A 13419-nucleotide genomic window follows, 5' to 3' on the forward strand; every position below is an offset into this window, starting at 1 on the left:
GCGCGGTTACCTAATTAACGTCGCCACATTCTCCCCGGTTCCACGAATGAGGCAGGTGACCCATGCGCGACGCGGCCCCCCAGACGATTTATCTCAAGGATTACAAACCCTTCGGCTTTGACGTCACCTCCGTGGCGCTGACCTTCGATCTGAATCCGCACGCCACCCGGGTGAAGAGCCGGATCGCCTTCGAGCCGAAACCGGACGCCCCTGCCGAGATCTTCCTGCATGGCGAAAGCCTCACCCTGATCTCCGCCCGCATCGATGGCACCGCCGTGCAACCGGACCTCACCGACGAGGGCCTCACCTGCCCGGTGCCCGACACGCCCTTCGTCTGGGAGGCCGAGGTCGAGATTGACCCCGCCAACAACACCGCGCTCGAAGGGCTCTATATGTCAAACGGCATGTATTGCACCCAATGCGAGGCCGAAGGGTTCCGCAAGATCACCTATTACCCCGACCGACCCGACGTGATGAGCGTCTTCTCGGTCACCATCAACGGCCCGCATCCGGTGCTTTTGTCGAACGGCAACCCGGTGAGCCGATCCGAGGGCCGCGCCGAATGGCACGACCCCTGGCCCAAGCCCGCCTATCTCTTCGCGCTGGTGGCAGGCGAGCTGGTCGCGCATTCCGACAGCTTCACCACCCGCTCGGGCCGCGCCGTAGATCTCAACCTCTACGTCCGCCCCGGCGACGAGGGCAAATGCGCCTTCGGCATGCAGGCGCTGAAGGATTCCATGACATGGGATGAAGACGTCTATGGCCGTGAATACGACCTCGACGTCTTCAACATCGTCGCCGTCGATGACTTCAACATGGGCGCGATGGAGAACAAGGGGCTGAACGTCTTCAACTCCTCCGCTGTGCTCGCCAGCCCGGAAACCGCCACCGACACCAATTTCGAGCGGATCGAGGCGATCATTGCGCATGAATATTTCCACAACTGGACCGGCAACCGCGTCACCTGCCGCGACTGGTTCCAGCTCTGCCTGAAGGAAGGTCTGACGGTCTTCCGTGACAGCCAGTTCACCTCCGACATGCGCTCGGCCTCGGTGAAACGGATCTCCGATGTGATCGACCTGCGCGCTCGCCAGTTCCCCGAGGATCAGGGACCGCTGTCGCATCCCGTCCGCCCCGAAAGCTTCCAGGAAATCAATAATTTCTACACCGCCACGGTCTATGAGAAAGGCGCCGAGGTCATCGGGATGCTGCGCCGTCTCGTGGGCGCCCAAGGCTATGACAAGGCGCTCAGCCTCTATTTCGACCGGCACGACGGGCAGGCCTGCACCATCGAGGACTGGCTGAAGGTCTTCGAGGACGCCACCGCGCGCGATCTCAGCCAGTTCAAGCGCTGGTACAGCCAAGCCGGCACCCCCACCGTTACCGTGAAAGATGCTTGGTACGCAGGCACTTATATCCTGACCTTCACGCAGGAGTTGAAAGCCTCCGCCACCACTCCCGACCCGCAACCGCAGGTCATCCCGATCGTCACCGGCCTGCTCTCTCCGTCCGGCGAGGAAGTGGTTGCAAGCCAGGTGCTGGAGCTCACCGAAGCCTCGCAGTCCTTCACATTCGAAGGGCTGTCCGAACGGCCCATCCCGTCGGTGCTGCGCGGCTTCTCCGCGCCGGTCGTGCTGAAACGCGAGCTGCCCGAGGAGCACACCGCCTTCCTGCTCGCCCATGACACCGACCCCTTCAACCGCTGGGAAGCGGCGCGCGAACTGGCCCGTGCGAGCCTGCTGGCGATGATCCGCGACGGGGCCGCGCCTGACACCAAATATCTCGATGGGCTGCGCGCGGTCTTTGCAGATGACAGTCTCGACCCGGCCTACCGCGCCCTCATGCTGGGGCTGCCCGGGCAATCCGACCTCGCGCGCGAATTGCATGCGCGCGGCGAGACGCCGGACCCCGCCGCGATCTGGGACGCGTCCGAGGCGATGCGCGAGGCTCTCGCCACACAGCTCGCCGACCTGTTGCCGGGCCTCTACGAGACCCACCAGGTCACCGAACCCTACGCGCCCACCGCCGAGCAGTCGGGCCGCCGCAGCCTCGCCAATGCCGCCCTGTCCCTGCTCGCCCGCATCGAAGGCCCCGACCGGGCGCAGGCGCAATATGATGCCGCCGACAATATGACCCAACAGCTGGCCGCGCTCGCGGTGCTGCTGCGCCAGAAGGCGAGCGACGCCGCCCTGCAGGCTTTCGAGCAGCAATGGTCCTCCGACCGGCTGGTCATGGACAAATGGTTCGGGCTGCAGGTCATGCAGGCGGACCCCGCTGAGGTCGCCACCACCGCGCAAAAGCTCACCGCGCATGCGGATTTCAACTGGAAGAACCCCAACCGCTTCCGCTCCGTCCTGGGCGCGATGGCCACGCATCACGCGGGCTTCCATCACGCGAGCGGCGCGGCCTACACCCTGCTCGCCGACTGGCTCATCAAGCTCGATCCGGTGAACCCGCAGACCACCGCGCGCATGTGCTCGGTCTTCCAGACGTGGACGCGCTATGACGACGCCCGCAAGGCGAAGATCGCGACAGAGCTTGACCGCATCCTCGCCTTGCCGGACCTCTCGCGCGACACCACCGAAATGCTCACCCGTATTCGAGGAACCTGACCCATGAAACCCGTTCTGCTCATCACCGGCGGCTCTGCCGGGATCGGTGCCGCCTGCGCGCGCATCGCCGCCAAAGACGGCTTTGACCTCGCGCTGAACTACCGCTCCGACACCGCAGGCGCCGAGGCCGTGGCCGAGGACTGCCGCGCCGCGGGCGCCAAGGTGATCCTCTGCCAGGGCGACGTGGCCGACCCCGCCGCTATCGCCGCAGTTTTCGCCAAAATCGACGCGGAGCTCGGCCGTATCGACGCGCTGATCAACAACGCGGGCGTCGTGGATCAGACCGCGAAGCTCACGGACATGGACCACGCCCGCCTGCGCCGCATGTTCGACATCAATGTGATCGGTGCCATGCTGGTCGCCAAGGAGGCGGTGGTGCGAATGCAGGCGCAGGGCGACGGTGGCGTGATCGTGAACATCTCCTCCGCCGCCGCGCGCCTCGGCTCGGGCAACCAATATGTGGACTACGCCGCCTCCAAGGCGGCAATCGACTGCTTTACCAAAGGCTTGTCCGACGAAGTTGCCGCAGACAATATCCGCGTGATGGCGATCCGCCCCGGGCTCATCGAGACCGAGCTGCACGCCAAAGGCGGCGAACCCGGGCGCGCCGATCGCCTTGCGCATATGGTGCCCATGCAACGCAAGGGCTCCGCTGAAGAGGTCGCGCGGCCCATCGTCTGGCTGCTGAGCGCGGATGCCAGCTATGTCACCGGCTCGACGCTGGATGTGACGGGTGGCCGCTGAGCCCTTCACCTATCATCGGCAGGGCCGCAGCTGGACCACGCTCACCGTGGTGCTGGCGGTCTACGTGTTGCTCATCGTTGCGATTGTCCGCGTCGACGCCGCCCCCTGGCTGATGGGGATTGTCGCGCTGTTCACCCTGCCCGCGCTCTGGGAGATCTACGCCAACCCCGCCGCCGGCCTCGAGATGGACGCGCAGCAGATCACCTGGTTCACCGGCAAGCGCACAGCGACCCTCCACTGGGGTGGGGTCGATCACATGCGCCTCGACACCCGGCTCGATTTCTCGGTGCGCGCCACCGCCGTGCTGAGCTCCGGGCGCAAGATCCGCCTGCCGTACGAAGCCACGCCGCCGCACAAGGCCTTCGAGGCCGCGCTGCAGAGCTTGGGCATCCGCACCGAACGGCATCACTTCTCGCTGATCGGCTGACCGTGGCACCAAATTGGGCCTCTGCCGCACACTGCGCAAGGCGCGCCCGACAAAGCGTTCCCTACCGGTCCTCCCCATGGGTCTGGCGCGGGCGGCTGCGCGGCGGCCGCACCGGCTCCGGGGGGGCCGCGCAATAGGGCTGCGCGCTGACCCAGGCGGCGATGTCGCGCTGTTTCGAGGGCACGCGCATCGGCCCCCAATCCGCCGCCACCCCGCGCCATTTCGTGTCGCGTCCGGCGATCACCCCGTCGCGCGGCACCGTCACCGCCATGATCCGGATTGCACAGCTGAGATTATCGCCACCGTTCTTCAGCGCCTCGCCGCTGCCCGCGCGACACTCATATCCGCGCGCGGTCGCCGGGGCGATTTGCAACAGCCCATACCACTTGCCACCACCGCCCACGGCCCAGGGCTTGTAGGTGCTCTCGTGCTTGGCCAGCGCCGACATGAAGCCGACCCAGAACGCCTCCCGCCCCGCTGTGCCCGCCTGCGCGTAGTAGGGGCACCAGTCCGCAATATCGCCCGGCACCATCTCGACCAGCGGGCGGCCATGGGTCTGCAGCGCCCGCAGGGCGGCAGCGTTCCACAGCGTATGGTTCTCCATGTGGCTCCAGCGCATGCGGGGCAGCGGTTCGCGGGGGTCGGCGGGCTGTGCGGCGAGCGGCGTGGCCATTAGGCCAACCAGCGCCGCGATCAGGGTCTGTCGTAGTGTCATCCCGCCTCTATGCGCCGACTCAGCCCCCTGCGCAAGCGACCGCAGCGCGTCCCGGCGCGCCTTGGCTCAACCCCCACGAGAAACCGCCGCGTCATCGTTACCAAAATATGAACAACTGCGTCGGATTGTCTCCGCCCCACGCTGGAATCAACGAGATATCTTCGTGCGGATGCCATGTTTCAGCCCTAAAGAGGGACCACCATGCCCACCGTACCAAGTTGAAGGCTGTTAATGTTGCTCCTGTCTCGTCACGCCAAACGTGGTTTGGCTCGTCTCCGGCGGTGTGTGCCGGCCCCTGCTCCGGCGTCAGCAGACCGCCCCCCTCATGACAGGACCCAAGCCCCAAATCGCCCCGAAAGCGCGCTGATGATTGACTGCCCCAATCCGACCGAAGAAGAAAACGCCCGCGACGCCCACCAGGCGCGTGGCCAGTTTCTCGCGCGGCAGGAGCGCTGGGGCGAGCTGCTGCAGGAGATCCGCGCCGCCGAGGCCGCGCGCCAGGCCACGCCCGGCGCGATGCCCGTGGCCGATCTCTTGAGCTATGGCGCGCGCGCGGATGTGGTGCTGGCCGCTGAACACGCGCTCTTTGACGGCCGCCCCGCCCGCGGTGCGCCGCTGCTCAGCGGCATCGAAGCGCTTGAGCTGGTGCTGGCTGAGGCCGGGCACGACATGATCCTCAGCACCATCGTCGCCCAGGCGCATATGGATATCGCCTGGGCCTGGCGCGGCACCGGCTGGGACAGCCAGGTGCCCCCGCGGAACCGCGACGCCTTCGCCGCGCATTTCGACCGCGCGCGCGCCCTGCTCGAGCCCTTCGACACGCATGACACGCCGTCACCGGTGCTGGCCGCTGCGAAATGCGCCCTGCACGGCGCGGGCGACAGCAGCACCGACGAGCTCGCGGATGATTACGAGCGGCTGATCGACCTCGATCCGCGCAACCCGGGCCCGATGCGCGCGCTTGGCAACTACCTCAGCCCCCGCTGGTTCGGCAGCCACGCCCAGCTGGAGCTCGAAGCGCGCCGCACTGCCGCCCGCACTCAAGACGTCTGGGGCGCGGGGGCCTACGCCTGGGTGATGTTCGACGCGCTCTCGGGCGACGATGGCGCCTGCGAATACCTCGATCTGGAGTTCTTCATCGAAGGGCTGCAGGACATCCTCACCCGCAAGCCGCATCAGTACACGGTGAACCTGCTCGCCGCCTATTGCGCCAATACCATCGGCAGCAATTTCACCGGCCATGACGCGGCTGATCACGTGCGCGCCCAGATCGCCGCCTGTGCCGACTGGATCGTGCGCACCCATATGACCGAGCTGCATCCGCTGATCTGGGCCCATGCCGCCACCGGGTTCGACAACAACCTGCGGGTGCATTCCGCGCGCGGGTTCGCCGCCGCAGGCCAGGCCGAAGCCATGCGCATCATCGCCGACCTCTTCCGGCGCGAGATCGCACAGGGCAACCGCATCATTTTCACCGCCGACGGCCCCGTGGCCGAGGCGGTCTGACGACCAAGAAGGAAGGAACGCATCATGAGCAACATTCCTGCAGACGCCGCCCATTGGGACAGCGGCGATTGGATCGACTGGCACCGCACGGCCACGCCGCCCGCGCAAGGGGCCGCGCCCTGCTCTGCCCCCTCGTCCGACCCCCGCGCCCGACTGCACACGCTACACACGCGGATGCTGCAATGCGCCCGGGCCTATTTCGAGATGACGGGGCTGCACCTGCCCATCTACGACGGGATCGCCCGGATCGAGGCCGCCCTTGCCTTCGATCTGCCGACCACCGACCCGGTCCTGGGCGAGGGCGATCTCGATGCCGCGCAAATCATCGTCCTGCCGCCGCATGTGGGCCATGAGATCGTGACCGTCGATCTGGCACGGCCCTTCTGCTGCCTCATCGTCGTGCGCATCAAGGAAGACTTCACCAGCGACGCGCGCATGATGCCGCGCAAACGCCTGCCCGACCGCCAGGACGGCACGGTCGAGGTGAGCTGGCGCGACATGCCCAAGGCGCGCTGACGCCCCATGCGGCAGGGCTTGCAGCAGGCCCTGCGCTGCCCTAAACCCCTCGCAGATGCTGACCTGCCTGACGAGGGACCTTCGATGCTCGACCTGACCTATGACACCCCCACGCCCAAAGTGATCGCGGGCGCCAAGCACGACTGGGAACTGGTCATCGGCATGGAGGTGCACGCCCAGGTCACCTCCAAGGCCAAGCTCTTCTCCGCCGCCTCCACGACCTTCGGCGCCGAGCCCAACAACAACGTCTCTTTCGTCGATGCGGCCATGCCCGGCATGTTGCCGACGATCAACGAGTTTTGCGTCGAACAGGCGGTGCGCACCGGGTTGGGGCTCAAGGCCGAGATCAACCTGACCTCCGCCTTCGACCGCAAGAACTATTTCTACCCCGATCTGCCGCAGGGCTATCAGATTTCACAGCTCTACCACCCCATCGTCGGCGAGGGCGAAGTGCTGGTCGAGATGGGGGACGGCACCGCGCGGCTGGTGCGGGTCGAGCGCATTCACCTGGAGCAGGACGCAGGCAAGTCGATCCACGACATGGACCCGAACATGTCCTTCGTGGACCTCAACCGCACCGGCGTGGCGCTGATGGAGATCGTCAGCCGCCCCGACATCCGCGGCCCCGAAGAGGCGGCGGCTTACGTGGTCAAACTGCGCCAGATCCTGCGCTATCTCGGCACCTGTGACGGCAACATGCAGAACGGCAACCTGCGCGCTGACGTGAACGTCTCGATCTGCCGCCCGGGCGACTATGAGAAGTACCAGGCCACGCAGGATTTCGGCCACCTCGGCACCCGCTGCGAGATCAAGAACATGAACTCCATGCGGTTCATCCAGGCCGCCATCGAGGTCGAGGCGCGCCGCCAGATCGCCATTGTCGAAGGCGGCGGCACCGTCGATCAGGAAACCCGCCTCTATGATCCGGACAAGAACGAAACCCGCTCGATGCGCTCCAAGGAAGAGGCGCATGACTACCGCTATTTCCCCGACCCGGACCTCCTGCCGCTGGTGATCGAGCAGGCCTGGGTTGACGAGATCGGCGCGAACCTGCCCGAGCTACCCGACGCCAAGAAGGCGCGGTTCATCGGCGATTTCGGCTTGAGCGATTATGACGCCTCCGTGCTCACCGCCGATCTGGACAGCGCCGGGTACTTCGAAGCGGTGGCCAAGGGCCGCGACGGCAAGATGGCCGCGAACTGGGTGATCAACGAGCTCTTCGGACGGCTGAAGAAGGACGACACCGACATCACCGAAAGCCCGGTTTCGCCTGCGCAATTGGGCGGCGTGATCGACCTCATCGCCTCCGATGCCATCTCCGGCAAGATCGCCAAGGAGCTCTTCGAGATCGTCTACACCGAAGGCGGCGACCCAGCCGAGATCGTCGAGGCGCGCGGCATGAAGCAGGTGACCGATACCGGCGCCATCGAGGCCGCGGTGGACGAGATCATCGCCGCCAACCCCGACCAGGTCGCCAAGGCGCAGGAGAACCCCAAGCTCGCGGGCTGGTTCGTGGGCCAGGTGATGAAGGCGACCGGCGGCAAGGCCAACCCCAAGGCGGTCAATCAGCTCGTTGCGCAGAAGCTGAAAGGTTAACAGCCCGCTGCCCGGGCGCACGCCCCGCACCGACGTAATACCGACGTTATACAGACGCGATACAGACACCCCACCGACGCACATTTGCCGCCCTGTGCGGCACTGGTATAGAGGGGGTCACAAGTTTGGAGACCGGCGTATGCCACAGTACCAGTACCGGGTGATCCCCGCCCCAAATCGCGGCGTGAAGGCCAAGGGGATCAAGTCACCCGAAGACCGTTTTTCGCATGCGCTGGAAGAGCTGATGAACCAGATGGCCGCCGACGGCTGGGAGTATCAGCGCGCTGAAACGCTGCCCTCTGTCGAGCGCTCCGGGCTGACCTCGAGCACCACGAACTGGCGCAACGTGCTGGTCTTCCGCAAGGCGCTCGAAGAAGAAGTGCCCGCGCCCGCCTCCGTCGTCCTGCCCGCCACCGAGGCGCGCAGCGAGCCGCAGATCACCACCCCGCAAACGCCCGACGAGGACGCCTCGCAAAGCGCGGGCGCCAGCCGGATGCTCAGCGACAACGGCGTCGAAGAGCCCAGCGATCTGGCCGGCATGACGGATTCGCTCAAAAAACTGGCAGAGAGCCGAAAATCTGAAAATTCAGAGGGTTAAGCCCCGCTCTCAGGCATCCACATCCAGCGCCAGCGCATGGATTTCCGCGATCAGCTTCGGCCCGAGCGCCGCGTGAATGGCGCGATGCCGCGCGAGGCGATTCATATCCTTGAACTCCGCAGCCCGGATCGCCACGTTAAAGTGACTTTCACCCCCCTCCGGATATCCTGCGTGGCCGCGATGGCTTTCGCTGTCGTCCACCACCTGCAATTCGCGCGGCGAAAACGCCTCTCGCAACCGGTCCTCAATCTGCTGACGTCTAGACATTTTTTTGCCGATGCCTCTTCCTTCTTTCAACGTGCAGTTTAAACTAAGCGGCCTCGACTCGTATAGGTGCCAATATGTCCAAACCTGATCCTTTCGGCTTCGATATGTCCGTGTCTTCCTCCAAGAAGAAAAATCCGCGCGGTCGGCGGGGCATGTCCGGCGCGTCGGAAACCTCGACGCGGATCTGTGATCATGACGGGTGCAACGAGCCGGGCAAGTACCGCGCGCCCAAGGCGCCCGACGTGCTGGACGACTACTATTGGTTCTGCCAGGCGCATGTGCGCGAGTATAATCTGAAGTGGAACTTCTTTGACGGCACCACCGAAGCCGAGATGAATGCGCAGATGTCGAAGGACAAGGTCTGGGAGCGGGCCACCAAACCTCTGGGGGATCCCGAGGCGCGGGCCTGGGCGCGGCTGGGCATCGAGGACCCGCATCAGGTGCTCGGCGCCAATGCGACGCAGAACCCAGGCCGCAACGGGGGCGCGGGCCGCCGCCTGCCGCCGACCGAGCGCCGCGCGCTGGAAATCCTCGAGGCCAAGGACAGCTGGACCAAGCCCGAGGTGCGCAAGGCCTACAAGGCGCTGATCAAGGTGCTGCACCCCGACATGAACGGCGGCGACCGCAGCCAGGAAGAGCAGCTGCAGGAGGTCGTCTGGGCCTGGGATCAGATCAAGGGCAGCCGCAACTTCAAAGACTGATGGCTTACGCTTTTGGGCAACTGGACCGCCCCTTTCCCTTGCGCCTCATCCATATATGTTGCACCAGAGGGGCCGGGCCAAAGGCGGGTCCGATTTTCGTATTTTTGTAAAGGGGTGACACCTCATGGCCGACGGCGCATTGGACATCAACATGAAGCCCACCGAAGAAATCCACGTCCGCGACGTCTTTGGCATTGATACAGATATGGTCGTGAAAGGCTTTGCCGACGGCAGCGACCGTGTGCCCGAGCTCGACATGACCTACAAGTTCGATCCCGACACCACGCTGGCGATCCTGGCGGGCTTTGCACACAACCGCCGCGTCATGATTCAGGGGTACCACGGCACCGGTAAGTCGACGCATATCGAACAGGTCGCCGCGCGCCTGAACTGGCCCGCCGTACGCGTGAATCTCGACAGCCACATCAGCCGGATCGACCTGATCGGCAAGGATGCCATCAAGTTGAAGGACGGCAAGCAAGTCACTGATTTCCAAGAAGGAATATTACCTTGGGCCTTGCGCAACCCGACCGCGATTGTCTTTGACGAATACGACGCGGGCCGCGCGGATGTGATGTTCGTGATCCAGCGCGTGCTGGAGGTGGACGGCAAGCTGACCTTGCTCGATCAGAACCAGGTGATTGAGCCGCATCCCTACTTCCGCATCTTCGCCACCGCCAACACCGTCGGCCTCGGCGACACCACCGGCCTGTACCATGGTACGCAGCAGATCAACCAAGGCCAGATGGACCGCTGGAGCCTCGTCGCCACGCTGAACTACCTCAGCATCGATGCGGAGACCGCGATCGTCTTGTCGAAGAACCCGCATTACAACACCGAGAAGGGCCGCAAGATCGTCAAGCAGATGGTCACCGTCGCCGACCTCACCCGCACCGCCTTCATGAACGGCGATCTGTCAACGGTGATGTCACCCCGGACAGTCATTGCCTGGGCGCAGAACGCTGAAATTTTCCGCAATGTGGGCTATGCCTTCCGCCTCAGCTTCCTCAACAAATGTGACGAGCTCGAGCGCCAGACGGTGGCCGAATTCTACCAGCGCCTGTTCGATGAGGAACTGCCTGAAAGTGCGGCGAGCGTGAGCCTCGGGTGATCGCCATGCAGGGGTGTCTCTCATGCATCTGGGCTTGATCGGAGGCATTGGACCCGCCGCGACAGTGGCCTACTACCAGCGGCTCACCGCGCGGATGCGCGAGATCGGGCAGCCGCTGGACCTCACCATCGTGAACGCCGACGCGGACACGCTGGTGCGCAACAACCGGGCGGACGCACGGCAAGCGCAGGCTGAAATATACGCAAAGCTGATCGACCGTCTCAAAGCGGCCGGTGCGGCCTGCGCGGCCATCACGTCGCTCGGCGGGCACTTCTGCTATGCGGAAACCGAAGCGATTTCGACGCTGCCCCTGATCAGCGCCGTGGCTCCGCTCGACGCCAGCTTCGCCGCGCAAGGCTTTGGCACAGTTGGGCTTTTGGGGACGGATGTAGTGATGCGCACCAAACTCTACGGGCAGCTGACGCAGACGGCTGCGGTCTTCCCGCAGGACAATCGTGAGGCGGTCGGCCAAGCCTATGTCGACATGGCCATCCGCGGGCACTGCAGCGAGGACGACCGCGCGCTCTTCTTCGAAGCGGGCCGCTGCATGGTCGAAGATCAGGGTGCCGAGGCCATCGTGATGGCGGGCACCGACCTCAACCTCGCATTTGACGGGCACGACCCGGGGTATAAAGTGATCGACGCGTTGGACGTGCATGTGGCGCTGCTGGCCGATCTGGCCGCCGGGCGCATCACCGTTGAGTCCGCGATGAAAGGCAGCTGATGAGCAAACCCTCTGACAATCCCGCAGACGCCTTCAAGAAAGCCCTTGGCGAGGCCACGAAGGTCATGGCCAATGACCCCGAGCTCTCGGTGTCTTACTCGGTCGATCCAGCGGGATTGTCGGGCGATTCCATGCGCTTGCCACAAGTCAGTCGCCGCATGACCCGTGACGAGGTGCTCCTCGCACGTGGCACAGCAGATGCGCTGGCGCTCAACCGCCGCTATCACAACGGCCAGACCCACGCGAAATACCAGCCGCAGGGCGACATGGCACGCGACCTCTATGAAGCGATGGAAACCGCCCGCTGCGAGGCCATGGGAGCGCGCGACATGCCGGGCACGGCCGGGAACATCGACGCCAAGATCGCCCATGAGGCCATGCGCAAGGGCTATGATCAGGTGACGCAGGCGGCAGATGCACCGCTGGCCACCGCAGCGGGCTATCTGATCCGCCATCTGGCCACCGGGCGCGAATTGCCCGCGGGCGCGCAGAACGTCATGGAGCTCTGGCGCGGCTTCATCGAGGAGCAATGCGGCGGCACGCTGGACACTCTCGACGAGACGCTCAGCGACCAGACCGCCTTTGCCAAACTCGCGCGGCAGCTGATTTCCGACCTGGGCTATGGCGACCAACTGGGCGACGATCCGGACCAGATCGACGAGGACCAAGAGGACGAAGCGGAAGACGGCTCGGAAGACGACAGCGAACCCGACAGCACCGGCCAGGACGACCAGGATGAGGAAGAGGCCGAGGGGTCGCCCGAGCAGTCTCAGGAGGAGCAGCAGGACGCCAGCCAGGCTCAGGTCTCCATGGACGACATGGCCGACCAGGAGATGGGTGATGAGGCCGAGATGCCCGAGGGCGAGGCGCCGATGGAGCCACCTGCCCCGCCGCCCGCCTCGGATGCCGATCCGAACTACCTCGTCTATATGTCTGATCACGATGAGGAAATCGGCGCCGAAGAGCTGGCCGAGCCGATTGAGCTGGAACGCTTGCGCGCTTACCTCGACCAGCAGTTGGAGCCTCTGAAAGGCGCCGTCAGCCGCCTGGCCAACAAGCTGCAGCGGCGCTTGCAGGCGCAGCAGAACCGGTCGTGGGAGTTCGATCTGGAAGAAGGCATGCTGGATGCCGGGCGTCTCGCGCGGGTCGTGGCCAACCCGACGACGCCGCTGTCCTTCAAGGTCGAGAAAGACACCGATTTCCGCGACACGGTCGTGACGCTGCTGCTGGACAACTCCGGCTCCATGCGCGGGCGCCCGATTTCCATTGCCGCGATCTGCGCCGATGTTCTGGCGCGCACGCTCGAGCGCTGCAATGTGAAGGTGGAGATTCTTGGCTTCACCACGCGGGCCTGGAAGGGCGGGCAAGCGCGCGAGGCGTGGCTCAATGACGGGCGCCCGCAGCAGCCCGGGCGGCTTAACGACCTGCGCCATATCATCTACAAATCCGCCGATGCGCCCTGGCGGCGGACCCGGCCCAATCTGGGGCTGATGATGAAAGAGGGTCTCCTGAAGGAAAACATCGACGGAGAGGCGCTGGAATGGGCGCACCGGCGCATGCTGATGCGCGGCGAGGCCCGGAAGATCCTCATGGTGATCTCGGACGGCGCGCCGGTCGATGACAGCACGCTCTCAGTGAACCCGGCTAACTACCTCGAAAAGCACCTGCGCGATGTGATTGCCATGGTTGAGAAACGCCGGGCGGTGGAACTGCTGGCGATAGGGATCGGGCACGATGTGACGCGCTACTATGACCGGGCGGTCACGATCACCGATGTGGATCAGTTGGCGGGTGCGATGACCGAACAGCTGGCTGCGCTCTTTGACAGTGATCCACGGGCCCGGGCGCGCGTCATGGGCATGAAGCGCGCGAGCTGAGACCGCCTTCGGCGAGAGTATTTTT

At 65.0% G+C, this 13419-nt stretch carries 13 protein-coding genes; 11 read left to right on the top strand and 2 right to left on the bottom strand.

The window, feature by feature from the left end:
* The first annotated feature begins 62 nt into the window (after nucleotides 1-62).
* The 3 genes from pepN to ACVC7O_RS13700 are packed head-to-tail and all read left to right on the top strand — an operon-like array spanning nucleotide 63 to nucleotide 3783.
* Nucleotides 63-2612 (top strand): aminopeptidase N, encoded by a 2550-nt coding sequence (gene pepN, locus ACVC7O_RS13690; protein WP_458322673.1) that lies wholly within the window; start codon nucleotides 63-65, stop codon nucleotides 2610-2612.
* 3 nt (nucleotides 2613-2615) lie between these two features.
* On the top strand, nucleotides 2616-3356 hold the full coding sequence (locus ACVC7O_RS13695) for an SDR family oxidoreductase (RefSeq protein WP_458322674.1): 741 nt from the start codon (nucleotides 2616-2618) through the stop codon (nucleotides 3354-3356).
* A complete protein-coding gene (locus ACVC7O_RS13700) occupies nucleotides 3346-3783 on the top strand; it encodes a hypothetical protein (RefSeq protein ID WP_458322675.1) in 438 nt (145 codons plus the stop codon). Before ACVC7O_RS13695 ends, ACVC7O_RS13700 begins: the two co-directional genes overlap by 11 nt.
* Before the next feature lie 61 nt (nucleotides 3784-3844).
* On the opposite strand, the gene ACVC7O_RS13705 is transcribed toward ACVC7O_RS13700, so the two are convergent.
* A complete protein-coding gene (locus ACVC7O_RS13705) occupies nucleotides 3845-4498 on the bottom strand; it encodes a transglycosylase SLT domain-containing protein (RefSeq protein WP_458322676.1) in 654 nt (217 codons plus the stop codon).
* A gap of 366 nt (nucleotides 4499-4864) precedes the next feature.
* Here ACVC7O_RS13705 and ACVC7O_RS13710 point away from each other — a divergent pair, with 366 nt between their 5' ends.
* The 4 genes from ACVC7O_RS13710 to ACVC7O_RS13725 all read left to right on the top strand — a co-directional run bounded on the left by ACVC7O_RS13710 (nucleotide 4865) and on the right by ACVC7O_RS13725 (nucleotide 8714).
* Nucleotides 4865-6004 carry a hypothetical protein gene (locus ACVC7O_RS13710; protein WP_458322677.1) on the top strand — a complete coding sequence of 380 codons (1140 nt, stop codon included), beginning with the start codon at nucleotides 4865-4867 and terminating at the stop codon, nucleotides 6002-6004.
* 24 nt (nucleotides 6005-6028) lie between these two features.
* Nucleotides 6029-6520: a hypothetical protein gene (locus ACVC7O_RS13715; RefSeq protein WP_458322678.1), complete on the top strand. Its 492-nt coding sequence runs from the start codon at nucleotides 6029-6031 to the stop codon at nucleotides 6518-6520.
* An 84-nt stretch (nucleotides 6521-6604) separates the two neighbouring features.
* Nucleotides 6605-8116: an Asp-tRNA(Asn)/Glu-tRNA(Gln) amidotransferase subunit GatB gene (gene gatB / locus ACVC7O_RS13720; RefSeq protein WP_458322679.1), complete on the top strand. Its 1512-nt coding sequence runs from the start codon at nucleotides 6605-6607 to the stop codon at nucleotides 8114-8116.
* A 139-nt stretch (nucleotides 8117-8255) separates the two neighbouring features.
* Nucleotides 8256-8714, top strand: a complete 459-nt coding sequence (locus tag ACVC7O_RS13725) for a DUF4177 domain-containing protein (RefSeq protein ID WP_458322680.1) — start codon at nucleotides 8256-8258, stop codon at nucleotides 8712-8714.
* Between the two features lie 9 nt (nucleotides 8715-8723).
* Here the strand turns inward: ACVC7O_RS13725 and ACVC7O_RS13730 are convergent, their stop codons facing one another.
* Nucleotides 8724-8981 (bottom strand): BolA family protein, encoded by a 258-nt coding sequence (locus tag ACVC7O_RS13730; RefSeq protein WP_458322681.1) that lies wholly within the window; start codon nucleotides 8979-8981, stop codon nucleotides 8724-8726.
* 74 nt (nucleotides 8982-9055) lie between these two features.
* On the opposite strand from ACVC7O_RS13730, the gene ACVC7O_RS13735 reads away from it, so the two are divergent.
* From ACVC7O_RS13735 to cobT, 4 genes are all read left to right on the top strand, one after another.
* A complete protein-coding gene (locus tag ACVC7O_RS13735) occupies nucleotides 9056-9682 on the top strand; it encodes a DnaJ domain-containing protein (RefSeq protein WP_458322682.1) in 627 nt (208 codons plus the stop codon).
* Nucleotides 9683-9806: 124 nt separating this feature from the next.
* Complete coding sequence (gene cobS / locus ACVC7O_RS13740) at nucleotides 9807-10793, top strand: cobaltochelatase subunit CobS (RefSeq protein ID WP_458322683.1); 987 nt, start codon at nucleotides 9807-9809, stop codon at nucleotides 10791-10793.
* A 22-nt stretch (nucleotides 10794-10815) separates the two neighbouring features.
* A complete protein-coding gene (locus tag ACVC7O_RS13745; protein WP_458322684.1) occupies nucleotides 10816-11517 on the top strand; it encodes an aspartate/glutamate racemase family protein in 702 nt (233 codons plus the stop codon).
* The gene (gene cobT, locus ACVC7O_RS13750) at nucleotides 11517-13394 is read left to right on the top strand and encodes a cobaltochelatase subunit CobT (protein ID WP_458322685.1); all 1878 of its coding nucleotides are present in this window, start codon (nucleotides 11517-11519) and stop codon (nucleotides 13392-13394) included. The genes ACVC7O_RS13745 and cobT overlap by 1 nt, the downstream gene beginning before the upstream one ends.
* The last annotated feature ends 25 nt before the right edge of the window (nucleotides 13395-13419 follow it).

It is taken from the genome of Roseobacter cerffii (assembly GCF_054226325.1).